Here is a 16,997-nt window from a genome sequence, read left to right as displayed (position 1 = left end):
CTTTAGTCCTCCAATACTTTAAATGTATTTAATAGTTCGAATTCTTCAGTGGATTCGATTTCTTTCGTCACTTGTTTCATTTGTTCTTTCGTAATGGTATGAGTGATTGCAACGATTCTTGCTCTAGTTCCGTCAGATTTTTGCTGAACTAATTGATCGAAGCTAACATTGGCCTCCGTCATAATTTGCGTCAACTTCAAAATTTGACCACGACGATCCGGTACTTCGATCGAGAAATAATACTTCCCAGAAATCGTATCATCAGCGGCGATTTTAGTATCGTGTTGATAGGAATTGAACATATGTCCAGTTGTTCCTAGACGGATATTTTTAGCAATCGTAATAATATCACTCACCACACTGGTAGCAGTAGGTTTAGCGCCAGCTCCCGGTCCGTAATACATTGATTCACCAACACCTGAGCTTTCAATAAAGACGGCATTAAACTCGTTGCGAACAGAAGCAATCGGATGCGATTTAGCCACTAACATCGGTCCTACTTCAACAGCAATACTTCCTTCTTGATTTTCAGAAGAGCCAATTAATTTCACTTCGTACCCTAATTCGGCAGCCATTGCAACGTCATCTATCGATAATCCGCGAATTCCATGTGTATCGACTTGCTCCAATCTAATATTCATTCCAAAAGCAAATTGACTTAAAATAACCATTTTATAGGCCGCATCGATCCCATCGACATCATTCGTTGGATCAGATTCAGCAAAGCCTAATTCTTGCGCTTCTTTTAACGCTTGGTCGTATGATTTTTTTGCTGAAACCATTTGTGTCAGCATATAGTTGGTCGTACCATTTACGATGCCTAAAACTTTTTGGATATTATCAGCAGCTAAACTATTCGCAATCGTACGTAAAATCGGAATGCCGCCTGCCACGCTCGCTTCATAATACAAATCACAATGATTTTTTTGTGCTAATGCCACAAGCTCACTACCATGTTGCGCCAATAGATCTTTATTTGCTGTTACGATATGTTTACCATTTTCTAGTGCTTTGGTAATGAAGGTTTTTGCTGGTTCTACTTTGCCGATTAATTCAACAATGATCTTAATTTCATCATCATTGATAATATCCTCAATATTTGTCGTGAGTTGGATATCGAATTTCTCAGCCTGACGTCTTTTTTCTTCTTCGTCTCGTACTAACGCTTTTGAAATAGCAATTTCCATCCCTGTTACTTGAGAAATTTTTTCTTGATGTTCTTGTAAAATGGTTGGTACACCAGATCCCACAGTCCCCAGTCCAAGTAAACCAATTTTCAGTTTTTCCTTCATTCTTCTTCCTCCAACTATAAAATTAGAAACATTTCATTTTCTTCTAATAAAACATGTCTCTAGTATAACGAAATGCCGAAAAAAAAACTACCCTTTTCTGTGAATTTCCCGAAGGAATCATAGAAAAAGATAGATTACTGATGTTTGATATGTTCAAATGTTTGATTAAGAATGTCGATAACATGATGGTCATCCAATGTATAATAAATTGTTTTCCCCTCACGTCTTGATCTCACTACATGGCTATCGCGTAATAATTTTAGTTGATGAGAAACCGCCGATTGTTCCATCGAAAGTTGCTCTGCAATTGCTGTTACGTTCAACTCTCCTTGCTTTAACAAAAGTAAAAGCCGCAATCTCGTTGGATCACTCAACACTTTATATAACTGACTTACTTTTTGAATCTCATCTATTTCTTTCATCGCTGAGCTTCCTTCCTTTCTTCCTCTTGACTATTATAGCAAACTTTTTTCAAAAGAGGCTATATTTCATCCTTTTAAGCGGAATCAAAAAAACAGGTAGGACAAAACAACGCCCTACTTGCCTTTTCAATTGTTCTTGTTAATTATTTGCTTGTTTAACCGCATCAATCACGGCGTATCTAAATCCATTCTTTTCTAAAGCTGTAACGCCTTTGATCGTACTACCGCCAGGAGAGGTTACACCATCTTTTAATTCACCAGGATGCTTTTTAGTTTCTAATGCTAATTTCGCAGAGCCAAGCATCATCTGAGCAATGACTTCATAAGAAAGTTCACGAGGCATTCCTTCCAAAACAGCGCCGTCCGCTAAGGCTTCCATAAAGATATCCACAAAAGCTGGGCTACATCCGGCAACTGTTCCAAACGTACCTAAAATAACTTCGCTAACTTCTTCAACTTTCCCCAAAGACTCTAGTACACGAACGGCCTCAGCTTTTGTTGGAGCTGGCATGTCCGCAAAAACAGCACCGATCATTCCTGCATTGACACTCACTGGTGTGTTGGGAATCGCATGAACAACATGGATTGTTTCACCTAACACAGCTTGAGCTTCTGCCACTGTATGACCTGTAGCTACTGAAATAAGAATGGTATCTTTGGCCATAAATGGTGCTGCTTGTTTTAAAATTTCTAAGACAATTCTAGCTCCGGTTGCAATAAAAATCACCTTACACGCTTTCAATTCATCATAGTCTTTGATCAATTGAAACCCGAGTTTTTCTTGAAGTGCTTCAGCAGTTTTGCTTGAACCGCCTTTTACGAATAAGTTTTCTGGCGCTACTGTTTTGGCTTTTAGCAAACCTTCGATCATCGCACTACCCATGTGACCTGCTCCAATAAATCCAATGTTCATATCCATCACTCCTTATAAATTTACAAATGAAAGGACTGAAGTAATACTGATTTCCAGTTTTTCAGTCCTAATCATTTTATTTGGTTATATCATTGACTGCTTGCTCAAAATTCTTGATTTTTTGATTTACTTCTAATTGTGAAGCAGCTTTAGTAGCTAAATAAAACTTGATCTTAGGTTCCGTTCCTGATGGACGAATAGCAATCCAACTACCATCTTCCAAGAAATATTTTAGCACATCTGAAGGTGGCGATGTTAAGGATTCGACTTTACCATCCGCAAAGGTTCTCGTTCGTTCTTTAAAATCTTCTGTTTGAGTTACTTTGATATCTGCAAACGCAGTAGGTGCTTCTTCGCGGAATCTTTTCATCAAGGCTTTGATTTTTTCGCTGCCTTCGATGCCACTCAATGTAACTGAAATTGTTTTTTCTTCAAAATAGCCATATTCTTTAAAGATATCTTGTAATCCATCATAAAGTGTTTTTCCTTGTTTCTTGTAGAACGCCGCAACTTCTGCCAATAAAACCAGGGCTTGAATGGCATCTTTATCACGAACAAACGATTTTACTAAATACCCGTAACTTTCTTCAAAACCAAACATGAATGTTTGAGAATGATCGGCTTCATATTGCTCGATTTTTTCTGCAATAAATTTAAATCCTGTTAAAACATCAACCATTTTAGTGTTGTATTTTGCTGTAATTGCTGTAGCTAATTCACTAGAGACAATTGATTTTAAGACAACGGCATTTTCTGGTAGCGTACCTGCTTGTTTGTGTGCTTCTAAAATGTATTGAATCATAATCGAACCTAATTGGTTCCCTGTTAAAACTTGATAAGAACCATTCGGTAACCGAACTGCTGCGCCTAAGCGATCCGCATCTGGATCAGTTGCAATCAATAAATCAGCATCTTCTTTTTCACCTAAACGAATAGCATATTCAAAAGCAGAATGTTCTTCTGGATTTGGTGATTTGACTGTTGTAAAATCTGGATCAGCGATTGCTTGTTCCGGAACAAGTACAAATTTTTCAAAACCAGCTTGCTTTAATGCTTTTTCACCCAACATTTTACCTGTACCGTGTAAAGGGGTATAAACCAGTTTCAATTCTTTCCCCATCTCATTGATTAATTCTTGGTTGATCGTAACGTTTTTGATCTCTTTCAAGTAAGCAGTATCGACTTCTTCCCCAATGATTGAAATTAAGTCACGCTCTTTTGCCTTGTCTTCAGCTAAAACGTCAACTTCTAATGGATTTTCGACTTCGCGAACATACTTTGTTAATGCATCAGCATCAGCGGGCGGCATTTGTCCTCCATCTGCACCATAAACTTTATAACCATTATAAGCAGCCGGATTGTGAGAGGCCGTGATCATGATCCCAGAGAATGCATTGAGATGACGAACAGCAAAAGACAACTCAGGTGTTGGTCGTAAACTTTCAAAAACAAAAGCCGGAATATCATGGTTTGCTAATGTTTTAGCAGCTTCCATTGCAAATTCTGGTGACATGTGGCGTGAATCATAAGCAATCGCCACTCCCCGTCTTTTCGTTTCCATTCCTTCAGCATCCATAAAACGGGCTAACCCTTCAGTTGCTTGACGGATCGTAAAAATATTCATTCGGTTGATCCCTGCACCTAAAATGCCGCGCATCCCTGCCGTGCCAAACTCTAATGGTGCATAAAAAGCATCTTGACATTTTTCAGGATCTTCTTTTAAATCTTTCAATTCTTTTTTTAGATTTTCTGGTATATTTTCTTCATTTATCCACTGTTCATAGACTTGTTCCCAAGACATATCAGCACCTCTTTTATCATTTGTTTTCTTACCCACTAGTAAGTATATCATTCTAGCGCTTTTGAGGAAAGCAATCCCTAAAAAGCGCTCCTTCTGGTAATTACTTTAACAAGCCTTGAATTTGCAAGAGTTGATCTGTAAGCATTGAAGGTTCAGTAGCAAAGAAATCGGAAATTTTTTGACTCCAGCGTTTGGTTTCTCGTGCTTCTGCAAAGTTTTCCATCGTTTGATCGTATTCTTCAATCAATTGATACACATATGGTTGGTACTTATTATAATGAATGACAGTTGTCTCTGGTAAGCGTGGTTTGACCTGCATTTCTACGATTGGTTGTCCAATACTTAACCCAAATAGTGGAAATGTATGTTCCGGTAGTTCTAGTAATCTGCTAATTTCTTTTCCATGTTTGCGAATACTTCCGACGACGACAGATCCTAACCCAAAGCTTTCAGCAGCAATAACTGCATTTTCAAGTGCTAAGGCGGCATCTGTTGTGGCTAAGATAACTGGTTCGATACTTTCATTTATTGGGTAAGTGCTATCATACGCTTCACTGACCATCTTCGAACGATGGAGATCTCCAATAAAAAGTAAAAAAACCGAACTTTTTTTGATCTGAGGATTGCCTGGATTCCATTCTACTAACTGTTCACGGATTTGCTTGTCTTGAAGTACGATAATGCTGTAAAATTGACCATTCATCCAACTAGGTGCCTGTCTTGCCGCATCTAATATTGCTTGTAATTGAGCTTGAGGTATAACATAATTTCCATCAAAATCACGATGACTGCGGCGATTTTGTAATAATTCAATCGTTTGATTCATAAGAGCGAATCCCTCCTTTTTTTCTATTTTATCATAGTCTGTTTGAGTCCATACTCATTTTTTTAGTTATCTCTCGTAATTTCGTTTCAAATAGTGGGAAATTTATTTCATCTACTCTAGAAAAATTGATCCGGATACTATCTTGATTTTCACTAAAAAAGAAACTAGGTGCAATCAATAGTCCTTCTTGTAAAAAAACAGCCCAGTCTTTTTGTTGTAGTTTCCCCTGCTTCCATTTTGCCCAAATGTAAAAACCACCCTCTGGCATCGTGACTTCCCATTCTGATAATTGATCTAGTAGTTGAAATACAGCTTTTCCTCTTTGTTCTAACTTTTGTTTCAGAGACGAAACCTTCGTTGGAAAATTTTCATCAGTTAGCGCTAAATTAGCTAATAACTGTGGAAAGATACTTAATGAAAAATCCATCATTTTTCTAGCCTCAGCTAGCTGTTGATTAACAGAAGTTGGTGCACTTAACCAGCCAATCTTGGTTGTCGAACCAAGAATTTTTGAAAGCGACCCAATATAGAGCACATTTTCTGGATCTAATTTTTTTAACGGCTGAATTTTATCTGAGGGAACGAAATTTAATTTAGCAAAAACATCATCTTCTAAAATCGGTATTTGGTAGTTTTGACAAAGTTCTACAAGTGCTTTTCTACGTTTCATCGACATTGTTTTACCTGTAGGATTTTGAAATGACGGATTGACCATAACCATTTTGACGCGATGTTGACGAATCACTTTTTCTAAAGAGATCAAATCAATACCTTCTTGATCCATATTCACTCCGTAAAGACGGATCCCGGCTGCTTGAAAAATGGGAAGCGCATAAAGAAAAGATGGGTCTTCAATCGCAACGCTGTCACCCGATTGCAACAGTACTTGCAAAATCAAGAATAGCGCTTGTTGTGCACCAGAAGTAATCAAAAGACTTTCTGGAGAAAGAGAAAAGCCATATTCCTTTTCCGTTTCATTACTAATTGCTTGTCGTAAAGGATAATAGCCTAAATCATCTTGTTGTTCTTCTTCTAAAAAATGTTTCCAGGTCAGTGGTGGAAATGAAAAACTCGGAATTAGATCTAAGGGTAATTCACCTGTATACAAATCTAAAACGTCATGATCAGACTGTTTGATCAACCTTTCGATCTGTTCTGTGTATGGATCAACTTTAGCAAATACATTTTGTTCTAGATAACGACGCCAGTCCGTTCTTGGCGTGGTACTAATGCCCCATTTTCCTTCATTAACAATCGTACCGCTTCCTTGCTTTCTAAGAATCCAACCTAATGCAACCAATTCATCTAAAGCATGAACGACTGTAGAGCGATTGACTTGAAAGTAAGCAGCTAGTTTTCTTTCTGAAGGTAAACGTTCACCGGGAAGCAGGTCACCGTTTTTTATGTAGGTTAAAATTAGTTCGATAATACTTACGTAGACTGGTACGCCTTTTTCTTTTTTTAGTGACCACATGCTTTTGCCTCCTGTTTTTTTGTTTGGTGGTTTAAAGGATCAACTCTCCCTTTGGTCGTCTTGTACTGCTCAACATCAAATCACTTCGTTCTTTGTGTTTCGCAGTAATTGGATGACCTGAAAATAACCCAATTGGCTGTTTTTGTCAACTGATGTTTGTTTTACAATACGTATATCAAAATATTTTCTGAATAGAGGTTGACGGATGATCAAAAAAGTATTAACAGTTGCTGGTTCTGATTCTAGCGGCGGTGCAGGAATTCAAGCGGATTTAAAAACGTTTGAGGAGTATGGAACATTTGGTTTTTCAGCTTTAACTAGCATTGTAACCATGGATCCTGATGAAGGGTGGAGTCATTTAGTAACACCAATCGAGCCCGATTTAGTAGAAAAGCAATTGAAAACTATTTTTGCGGGCGGCGCTCTTGATGCGATGAAAACAGGGATGCTTGGTACAATCGAAGCGATTGAAATCACTCGCACTTATATTGATAAATTTGCCATGGATAATATTGTGATCGATCCAGTTATGGCTTGTAAAGGGACTAGTGAATTATTACAACCAGAAAATGTGGCAGCGATGACTCGTTTACTTTTACCAAAAGCAACTGTTACCACGCCTAACTTAGTTGAAGCAGGGATTTTATCTGGAATGGGTGATTTGACTTCTATCGACCAAATGAAAGAAGCCGCTAAAAAGATTCTTGATTTAGGACCAAAAAATGTTGTCATCAAAGGTGGCCACCGCTTAAAAACGGATAAGGCAGTCGACCTTTTTTATGATGGAACTGATTTTACTATTTTTGAAAGTGAACTATTTTCAACTGATTATAATCACGGAGCAGGATGTACGTTCGCTGCTGCAGTAACTGCTGGTCTTGCCAAAGGTTATTCAGTTGTTGAAGCCGTTGCCTTAGCTAAAAAATTCGTAGCTGCAGCAATTAAAAATGGACAAAAAATCAATCCATTTCTTGGGCATGTCTGGCATGGCGCGTACAATCATGCATCCAACAGAATGACCAAAAATTAAGGAGTGATCCAATGAATAAGCAAAGTTCAACAACGTCTATTGTGCTAGTTGGTTTATTTGCAGCCTTAACCGTTCTTGGTACAATGATTAAAATCCCTATGCCTACTGGCGCATTTGCTCATTTAGGCAATTCTGTTTTATTGTTAGCTGTTCTTTTGATTGGTTATAAAAAAGGCGCTTTAGCTGGTGGCTTAGGTTTTGCAATTTTTGATGTTTTAAATGGCTTTGCCGCTGAAGCACCTTACTTTATTTTAGAAAGCTTTATCGTTGGTGGTGCCGCTGCTTTGATTATTTTGCTTTTCCATCAAAATATTGATACGATTTGGAAAATCATTGTAGTAGCTACAGTAACTGGCATTGCTAAAATTATTATGACTCAAATTAAGAATACTGTAATGGGCCTTTTAGCTGGTGCTGATGTTAATGTGGCTTTTGCAAGCGCCCTATCAAAATTACCTGCAACATTTATTAATGTAGCTACGACAATTGTGATTGTAACGCTCGCTTATTTCCCATTGAAAAAAGCAATGGACGTCATTTTTACAAGGCAATCATTTTAGAGAACCAAACAAAAAAACTTCGCCTAATTTAGTGAAATAACCAACTTAAGCGAAGTTTTTCTATTTATCATTAGTAAAAATGCTTTCAAGCACCCAAAAGATGATTCCTGAAACTGGGAAAATCACCCAGTTTATTCCCCAATTTCCTAATAGTAACCCCTGACATACAAAGATTCCTACAATAATCGGCCAGTAGATTTTTTCCAGCGTTTCAAACCATGCAGGTCTTCTGCTATTTCGTTCTGCTATTGCTTTAGGACCTGGCTTTCCATCATCTGAAATAAAATAGGTTTGTTCTAGCATTTTAGTGAAACTTCCCATGATAACCCCACCAAAAATGAAAAAGAAAACACCAAAAGATGCAAAAACTAAGAGACAAGCAATGCCAAAAAACTCATATTCATATAATGTTGCAAAAAAGATAACAGGTATTACCGATAAAATACACAACACCACCCCAGCAACCATACAGAAAATAAATGAACGCTGAAATACTTCTTTTCTCTTTTTCATTTCGTTTTTTACTTGAATTGGAATCAAACGATCATCTAATTTTTTACTTGTATTTGCAATAGTCGTTCCTGCAATAATAAATAGTGGAACGCCAATCGCTGCTCCTAAGAAAATAAACAGCAGCCCAAAACTCTCTGTAATCTCTCCACCATATATTTCCATGTTAGCAAAAAAGGCAGCCACTCCTAACATAATAATCATCACACCTAAACCGATCATTGTCGCAGCTCTGTGATACACTTTAAGAAAATCAACTGATTCGTCAAGAGTGATTTCATTTAATTCGTAGCCCTTCTCATCAATGAATTCTTGTTTAATATTCATTTCTTCCAATAGTTCATCGATTGAACCAAATTCTGCAATCACACCGCCGATTGCTTCGTTCTCGGATTTTCCTTGCCCCTTCAAATCTTCATATCGGTCTTCGGCACTAGCTAATAGATCTTCCTTCAATTGTTTCGTTTGACTTGTTTCTACTACTCCCAAAAATAAACTGTCAATATAATCCCTGATCGTTTTCATTACTTTTCCTCCTTGATGAAGCGTTCAACGACTTTTTTTGTAAGTGTCCACTCTGCTATCTTTTCCTCTAAATAGGTTTGTCCAGATGTTGTGATTTTATAGTATGTTCTTTTTTTCCCATGTGTGATTTGACCTGGAAAAGAGGCTATAAATCCATTTTTTTCTAAACGATTGAAGGCTGAATACAATGTCGTTTCTTTAATTGAATAGTTATTCTCAGAAATTTCCGTGATTCTTTTAGAAATGGCATAACCGTATGAATCACCTTCCTGCAATACAGACAAAATAAATGTATCGTTATAGCCTCTGATTGCATCACTTCCGATCATTGAATCACCTCCGATTACTGCATCTGATGTACTACGTCTGTCGTTGTAATTATCATAGCACGATTACTACGACAGGTAAAGTAAAAATAATCAAAATAAAAAAGAAGCGTAAAATACGCTCCTTTTTTATTGCAAACTCTAACAACTAATTGCTGAGTTGATGGTACGCAATGCTTGGTGATCAAAGGAAGAGAAGCCCCTTGTCTCTTTGATTAAATTGTATCACCATTAAATATTGAATTTTTAACGATCACATAGTCTACTTTACGAATCGCTTCAAGATCACGGCCACCAGCATAAGAAATGGAGGACTGTAAATCTTGCTGCATTTGTACTAGCGTATCCGCCAAACTACCTTTATGTTGGATCCAGATTTTCTTTCCTTCAACATTTTTCTTTTCACCCTTTTGAAATTCAGAAGCACTACCGAAGTATTCTTTATAAACAACCCCGTCTTCTACTTTTGTTTCACCCGGTGATTCCTCATGACCTGCAAATAATGAGCCAATCATCACCATCGTTGCGCCAAAGCGTACTGATTTTGCTACATCACCTGGCGTACGAATCCCGCCATCAGCAATAATTGGTTTTCTAGCTGCTTTTGCACACCAACGTAGTGCTGCTAATTGCCAGCCGCCAGTTCCAAATCCTGTCTTGATTTTAGTGATACAAACTTTACCAGGACCAATGCCGACTTTTGTTGCATCGGCTCCTGCATTTTCTAGCTCACGAACCGCTTCAGGTGTTCCCACATTACCAGCGATAACGAACGTTTCTGGTAAATGTTTTTTCAAATGCTGAATCATATTGATTACGGCATTTGAATGACCATGTGCAATATCGATCGTTACATAATCAGGAACCAAATTACGTTTAGCTAATTCTTCTAAAAACCCATACTCAGCTTCCTTTACACCAACACTGATAGATGTGATCAAGCCTTTGGCATTCATTTTTTCGATAAATGGAATACGTGCATTTTCATCGAAACGATGCATAATATAAAAATAATTATTTTTAGCTAAAAATTCTGCAATTTCATCATCAATGATCGTCTGCATATTCGCAGGTACCACTGGCATTTTAAAGGTATGTTTTCCTAATTTTACAACTGTATCACATTCTGAACGACTGTTCACGATACACTTATTTGGGATTAACTGGACATCTTCGTAATCAAAAACTTTCATACTGTATTGCCTCCTAATAGGTTCTAATAAAAACACGCAAAAACACGAACATCAAACCATTAATAGTTCGTATTTTCAAGCACCTCTGTCAATTTACACCATCCATTTGTAAATGTCAAAGGTAAATGCCGAAAAACACATAAACTAAAAGGGTATTGTTCGTGTTTTGATTCAAAATAGATTTCCGTCTTTTTTAGACGGCCTTTATTTCTTTCTGTTTGGTTATTTGTTTTTCATTTTTTTCTTCAGGTAAAAGACGATTTAAAAGAATTGCGGCAATCGATGCTGTTGCAACTGATGAACCAAATAGATATTGTAAAAATGATGGGAGTGATTGAATAAATTCTTTAGGAATCAAGGTCAACGCCAATGTTAAGATCATTGGAATCGCAATCACATACATAGCTTTCTCGTTGATTTCAACTTCCTTGATAACTTTCATCCCACTAATCGAAATGATTCCACAAACAATCACAAAAACACCACCAATCACAGGCGCAGGGATTGAAGAAATCAACGTCGATAACTTTCCAGATAAACCAAATACGATAAACCATGCGCCAGCCGCTACAAATACTTTTTTACTTGCAACTCCTGTAATCGAAATAATCCCAGCATTCGTAGAATAGCCTGTTACTGGTGTTGTTCCCAACATGGATGAGATCAGGCAGCCGATTCCTTCTCCGACCACTCCGCGATTGATATTTTCATCTGTTAAAGGTTCTTCACAAACATTGCTGACCGCAAACCAGGTTCCTGTCGTTTCAGCCATTAATACAACATAAATAATCATCATCGTCAAAATTGAAGACAAATCAAATGAAAAGTGAAAATCTACAAACGGCACTTGAGGAACACTAAGTAGCGGTGCATTCTTAACTTGAGATAAATCAAGGATTCCCATAAACTGTGCTGCTAAACAGCCAATAACCAAAGCTAAAATCACAGAAGATATTCGGAAAATCCGTCCTTTCCCAGGAAATTGCGATCCGATCATCGCAAACAGCACAAGTGAAACAGCTGCAATCACTGCCAATAAAATATTTTGACCTAAATCTCCAGATGCCATGAAAACATTATCATTCAACGCTACTGGCATTAATGATAAGCCGACAATAAAAATAATAGTGCCACCGACGATGGGCGGTACAAAAGCTTTGATCAAGCGATTAAAAATACCTGTTAATCCTAAAATAATGACTAAGACGGCCCCAATCAAGCTAGCCCCTAAAACAGTCCCCCAGCCGTTTCCGTCTTGATTATTTGCAAAATAAATCCCTGCAATAGCGCCAATTGGAATAAAAGACGGTCCTTGTGCTACGGGCAGTTTCATACAAAAGTAAGATTGAATGATCGTTGCAATCCCTGCAGCAATGAAAGTAGCCTGAATAAGTGCTGATGATTCTTTAGTTGTCAAACCAATAATCGATGCAATAATAAATGGCACAACATAGACATCCATTGCTAAAACATGTTGGATCCCTAAAAGTGCTGACTGTCCAATCGATAGATCATCATTGGGTCCTACGGTTAATTTTGATGTTTTCACTTGATTTTCTGTCATTTTACTTTTCACACCTCTAGCTCTTTTTTATTTTTATCATGAACTTTTCTTCCTTGAATCCAAACTTCATCAATATTTTCAGGTCGAGATAAATACAGAATTTTTTGAAAAATAGCCATTAAAGGTTCTTCTTCCGAAAAAATAGGCAACTCTTTACTATCAATAATTTGAATATCCCAAGCATAGTCGACAGCAATTTTTCCAATTGGTAGACTTAATGATTCACCACCACCGGCAGTTGCGAGATAAAAAGCTTCATTCAAGGTAATGCTTGAACCAGAAACCCCACGTTTTTCACTACAACAATTGTTATCTACCCCATCTTCTAACATTCTAGAAGACATTACTGCTTGTCGAATATTGTCAAATAAACTTGGAGAAAACCCGCCAGAAATATCACTTCCTAGACCTACTTCTACTCGATGTTCATGCAATAGTTTAGCAATTGGGGTAACGGCATTACCAAAATATGCATTAGAAATCGGACAATGAGCCACTGCCGTCCCTTTCTCAGCAAATAACTTCATATCTTCATCGGAAAGGAAGCCACAATGAGCCATCACTGATTTTTCTGTCATTAACCCAAAATCATTTAAAGCAAATGCGTCATTTTTTCCAAAACGCTCTTGCACAAAAGTATGCGCCCAATCGCTCTCACTACAATGTGATTGAATGTGAACATTATATTTAGCGGCTAAAGCACCTAATCCTTTTAAAGAGTCATCAGTACAACTTGGAATAAATCGAGGAGTGACAACTGGATATACTCCTTGTGGCGTATTTTTATTTAATTCTAATACTTCTTGAATAAATAATTCCGTTTCTTCAAGTGCTACCGCCGTTGTTGCATCTCGATAGTAAGCAGGATTCTGTTCTAGATCGTCCATCACAACTTTCCCCACTAAGCCTCTTTGACCTTTTTCGCTGCAAATTTCTGCCAAGCGTCGACTTGCTTCACGATGAACCGTGGCAAAATACAAAGCAGTTGTTGTTCCATTTTTGATCAACTTTGTCACTAAATCCGAATAGACGGTTTCTGCAAAGTCACTATCAGCAAATTTTGCTTCTAACGGAAAGGTATACGTGTTGAGCCAGTCATATAATGGTAAATCAAGCGCCGTACCGGCTTGTGCCCATTGTGGAGCATGAATGTGAAGATCGATAAATCCGGGTAGGATAAATTGATCTGGTGCCAATTCTTGAAATTTATTTTTTGCCGAATACTCTTCAATAATTTGATCATATTCTTCTGATTCTGGTGCAATAATCTTGCCGATCACACCTGATTCTAAAATACAAAATAAGCAGTTTTCTAATGTGTTAACATTTTTTGGATCAACACTTGAAAATGCAGTTCCTTTTACAACAAAATTAAACAAACTAAGGACTCCCTTCATAACGATACAAAGAGTATTATATACAATAATTCGTTTTTAATCTATATTTTTTTATCAAAAGATTAAAAAATCGCGTGTAATATACAAAACACGAACATTAAACCAAAAAAACTTAAACAAAATGAATGAAGCATTTTGTTTAAGTCTTTAAAGAGAACTTTTTTAGATCCAAATATTTTTTTGGATGACTTCTTTTGGAAGAGAGTTTCTATACAATGTGTGCTTAACAAGCTTAGCTTGGACAAGTTTTTTTCTTCCCTCTAGAGTTCTAGAGTAGATCAAGTTACTTTTACCTGAAAAATAGTGGTTGATTGCACATTGATAGATCATAGCCGTCTTTTTATTTCGACCAAATATCTCTGGTACACTTAGAATCTCAGAGTTTTTTAAATAAATAAAGTAGCGCGGATTCTCTATTGGTGAAAGAACTTCCTTCATTGTAGTATGAAAAAGTCGTTCTTTTTGGTAGTTTGCTTGAGTAAAATAACATGTACATTCACTAGTTGAAACATTGATTGTGATTCTTTTTAAAGCATCTGACTCAAATATGCCAAGCTCCACAAATGTTTCAGTTATACTGAGTACCAGATGACGAATGTGATTGACTTCTTTTTGCCACTCCTTTTTTCCGACATACACTTGATAGGTTTCCAAAACTTTTTCTCTATTGAAAGTCGCTAAAATTGCTAATCCATCCACACCAAAAATCATACCGCCCAAAATAGGATCCGCAATCATAGAGAAAATGCCAGCAATTGACAAAACAGCAATTCCTATCCCTGAATAAAGTCGCCCTTTATCAAAATATTTAGCCGCTTGCGGCTTAACGACTAACAAAGGTGTGGTAGGTTTATCTTCAGCTTGTTTTCTAATAATTAAAGGCATTGTCAAATGATTCCCTTTTTCTAACCCTTGCTTCCAACGTTGTTCCAACTGTTCTCTTTCATTGCACCAATACAGCATCTCTTGGTTGTAGACCGCAATTTCTTTTCCGGAACTAACACTTATTAAGTCGAAACGTTCTACACCACTTTCAATAACCGGCTGTGTCTCAAAAGTTAACCCACAGATGTATCCCATACGCTTCATGATTCGGTTAAGGTCTATTTGCTTAGAAAAGTCTAGTCCAGGTAGGACAACTGCCAAATGCCAGATATTCGTTGTTTTTCCTTTCTTATGCATTCGTAAGCCACGCCCTCTTAATTGCTGAGTTTGAGTAAATGAGGTAGAGTGGTTTGCTAAAACAACCGTATTGATTGCAGGACAGTTCCAACCTTCCCCAAGTAAACTACTAGTTCCGATCAGTAATTGAATCGCTTTTTGATCCACTAGCTCTGTTACAATTGTTAAAGCTTTTGAACGCATTTGTTCATTAGAATAAACAACAACATATTCACTAAAATAAGGATGCTCGGTAATCTTGATTGAAATGTCGGAAAATAAGGTTTGAAATTCTTTTGAAATAATTAAAAATTCGCCACAAACTGCCGCTAAATTTACATCTTCACTGAAAAAAGGAACTAGATAATCGAATATTGGGATCAAGCCGTACTCCAACTCACCATTTTTCCCAGCTAGAACCTCTTTTTTTATAAAATCTGTTAAAACTAACCCACAAAGCTCACGCCCCATTTTCTCATATTCACAAAGTAATATACGACAAATCGCTTCTTTTTTTTCAACTGGCGCTTGGTTTACTATGCGATCTGAAAATTCTGGAAACAATTGTAACTGATTTTGGACTAGCCAACCTTTACTTTCTAAATAAGTAAATAAAGACAACTTGGGATCGCAGTCGTATAAATAAGTCAGCAAATGAATCATATGTTTTTTTTCAAGTGTTGGGAAGGATAATTTTTCCCCTTGCGAACGTGACACACCTAACATGTGCCAATGTTGCTCCTCTAATTGATAACCATGTAAATGCAAAAATAATAAAGCACTTAAATAAACATCGAAAGATTGATAGATAAATTCCTCATATTCTATTGGATTTTGGATAAAGCCTTTTTGCAACAGACAGTTTGAAATCTCAGTGCTTGCAACAATTGTTTCAACGATTTCAGATTGATTTTGCATAAATTCTTCGTAACGTGCAACGATCCCTGTAGGTGCTGAAACTAAATAAAGATAGTCTTGGTGTGGCGCTAGCGCTTGCTCTTTAATTAATTGAGGAATCGCTATTTCTTCATCAATAGGTCCATTTAAAAGTTGATATTGCTGCCATTCTTGTAAGTCAGCATCATATGGCGGCGTAGCTGTTAACGAAACAGTAATTAATTCAGGGGCTTCAATTTTTAAAGCAAGTAACACTTCTCCCCAGCTCTTCTTTAAGTGGTGTGCTTCATCTAAAACTAAAACACCGATTTTTTCTCTTTTAAAAAATATTGAATCATTTTTTAATCGACTGTAAATCGTCTGATAGGTTTCAACTGTAATCATTTTTAATGAATCAATCGAATCAGAAACCTCAGATCGATCAGCTGTTTTTTTCAAAAATATCGTTTGTATTGTCCTAATCCATTGCTGCTTCAGTACTAAAGATGGCACTAAAATCAAGGTTTTCTCATTCAACTGGCGAATGATTTCGATTCCCAAGTATGTTTTACCTGAACCCGGAGGTACAACAAGATGAACCGACTGATTCTCCTTGTAGTTTGGTAGTCGTTCCAATAATTGCTTTTGGTATTTACGCCACGTTACAGTTTCACTTGTTAGAATCGTCATGAATTTTTTGTACATCCTTTCCTTGATTTCTTTGTTCCAAACAATCGATTTTTTCATGTAGTTCAGTAATTGTCTTTTGCAATTCATCATGCATAGTATCGTGCTTTTTATGTAACGTAGTCAAGCTATGATGAATAAGCGTACCACTTCCAGCTGCCAAAGAAGCTCCTAGAGCACTTAAAACATTCGTATAATTTCCCAGTATCAACTGCACATTAGCAGAAGGTTGCACATTTTTCAATATAGGTATCCACATAGTCAGTACCGCAAAAACTACTAAGTAGAAAAATAGGAATAAATAAATAAAAATAGACAGTTTACTTGATAATAAAGTCGGTATAGACGTTAAAAATTGATTGATTTTCTTCATTTTTATTGACTCCTTTTTTTTAGGTTACTAATAGAACACTTATTCATTATGAGTGATAGTAAAATAA

At 36.9% G+C, this 16,997-nt stretch carries 15 protein-coding genes; 2 read left to right on the top strand and 13 right to left on the bottom strand.

The features are described from left to right. Positions 1-2: 2 nt before the first annotated feature. From A5819_RS13605 to A5819_RS13580, 6 genes are all read right to left on the bottom strand, one after another. Positions 3-1,292 carry a homoserine dehydrogenase gene (locus tag A5819_RS13605; protein ID WP_086279292.1) on the bottom strand — a complete coding sequence of 430 codons (1,290 nt, stop codon included), beginning with the start codon at positions 1,290-1,292 and terminating at the stop codon, positions 3-5. A 134-nt stretch (positions 1,293-1,426) separates the two neighbouring features. Next, positions 1,427-1,714, bottom strand: a complete 288-nt coding sequence (locus A5819_RS13600) for a helix-turn-helix transcriptional regulator (protein WP_086279291.1) — start codon at positions 1,712-1,714, stop codon at positions 1,427-1,429. Positions 1,715-1,853: 139 nt separating this feature from the next. Further along, positions 1,854-2,627, bottom strand: a complete 774-nt coding sequence (gene proC, locus A5819_RS13595; protein WP_086279290.1) for a pyrroline-5-carboxylate reductase — start codon at positions 2,625-2,627, stop codon at positions 1,854-1,856. Positions 2,628-2,703: 76 nt separating this feature from the next. Then, on the bottom strand, positions 2,704-4,428 hold the full coding sequence (locus A5819_RS13590) for a phospho-sugar mutase (protein ID WP_086279289.1): 1,725 nt from the start codon (positions 4,426-4,428) through the stop codon (positions 2,704-2,706). Positions 4,429-4,528: 100 nt separating this feature from the next. Continuing rightward, positions 4,529-5,254, bottom strand: coding sequence for a nitroreductase family protein (locus A5819_RS13585; RefSeq protein ID WP_086279288.1), 726 nt, complete (start codon positions 5,252-5,254; stop codon positions 4,529-4,531). A 31-nt stretch (positions 5,255-5,285) separates the two neighbouring features. After that, positions 5,286-6,728, bottom strand: a complete 1,443-nt coding sequence (locus tag A5819_RS13580) for a PLP-dependent aminotransferase family protein (protein ID WP_086279287.1) — start codon at positions 6,726-6,728, stop codon at positions 5,286-5,288. Between the two features lie 205 nt (positions 6,729-6,933). Between A5819_RS13580 and thiD the strand changes: the two genes are divergently transcribed. Together thiD and A5819_RS13570 are read left to right on the top strand one after the other, a co-directional pair. After that, positions 6,934-7,758, top strand: coding sequence for a bifunctional hydroxymethylpyrimidine kinase/phosphomethylpyrimidine kinase (gene thiD / locus A5819_RS13575; RefSeq protein ID WP_086279286.1), 825 nt, complete (start codon positions 6,934-6,936; stop codon positions 7,756-7,758). Positions 7,759-7,769: 11 nt separating this feature from the next. Further along, positions 7,770-8,318 carry an ECF transporter S component gene (locus A5819_RS13570; protein ID WP_086279285.1) on the top strand — a complete coding sequence of 183 codons (549 nt, stop codon included), beginning with the start codon at positions 7,770-7,772 and terminating at the stop codon, positions 8,316-8,318. A gap of 60 nt (positions 8,319-8,378) precedes the next feature. Here A5819_RS13570 and A5819_RS13565 read toward each other — a convergent pair whose 3' ends face one another. The 7 genes from A5819_RS13565 to A5819_RS13535 all read right to left on the bottom strand — a co-directional run bounded on the left by A5819_RS13565 (position 8,379) and on the right by A5819_RS13535 (position 16,930). Next, positions 8,379-9,353, bottom strand: a complete 975-nt coding sequence (locus A5819_RS13565) for a permease prefix domain 1-containing protein (RefSeq protein ID WP_086279284.1) — start codon at positions 9,351-9,353, stop codon at positions 8,379-8,381. Beyond that, positions 9,353-9,682: a PadR family transcriptional regulator gene (locus A5819_RS13560; protein ID WP_086279283.1), complete on the bottom strand. Its 330-nt coding sequence runs from the start codon at positions 9,680-9,682 to the stop codon at positions 9,353-9,355. Before A5819_RS13560 ends, A5819_RS13565 begins: the two co-directional genes overlap by 1 nt. A 212-nt stretch (positions 9,683-9,894) precedes the next feature. Continuing rightward, the gene (guaC, locus tag A5819_RS13555) at positions 9,895-10,872 is read right to left on the bottom strand and encodes a GMP reductase (protein WP_086279282.1); all 978 of its coding nucleotides are present in this window, start codon (positions 10,870-10,872) and stop codon (positions 9,895-9,897) included. A 193-nt stretch (positions 10,873-11,065) separates the two neighbouring features. Continuing rightward, positions 11,066-12,436, bottom strand: a complete 1,371-nt coding sequence (locus A5819_RS13550; protein ID WP_086279709.1) for a uracil-xanthine permease family protein — start codon at positions 12,434-12,436, stop codon at positions 11,066-11,068. 8 nt (positions 12,437-12,444) lie between these two features. Then, positions 12,445-13,815, bottom strand: coding sequence for a guanine deaminase (gene guaD / locus A5819_RS13545; RefSeq protein ID WP_086279281.1), 1,371 nt, complete (start codon positions 13,813-13,815; stop codon positions 12,445-12,447). A 180-nt stretch (positions 13,816-13,995) separates the two neighbouring features. Continuing rightward, positions 13,996-16,560: a DEAD/DEAH box helicase family protein gene (locus tag A5819_RS13540; RefSeq protein ID WP_176271429.1), complete on the bottom strand. Its 2,565-nt coding sequence runs from the start codon at positions 16,558-16,560 to the stop codon at positions 13,996-13,998. Further along, complete coding sequence (locus A5819_RS13535) at positions 16,541-16,930, bottom strand: hypothetical protein (protein WP_086279279.1); 390 nt, start codon at positions 16,928-16,930, stop codon at positions 16,541-16,543. Before A5819_RS13535 ends, A5819_RS13540 begins: the two co-directional genes overlap by 20 nt. Positions 16,931-16,997: the final 67 nt, after the last annotated feature.

Source organism: Enterococcus sp. 7E2_DIV0204, assembly GCF_002140855.1.
Taxonomy (GTDB): Bacteria; Bacillota; Bacilli; order Lactobacillales; family Enterococcaceae; genus Enterococcus_L; species Enterococcus_L lemimoniae.
This window is presented reverse-complemented; position numbering and strand designations above follow the sequence as displayed.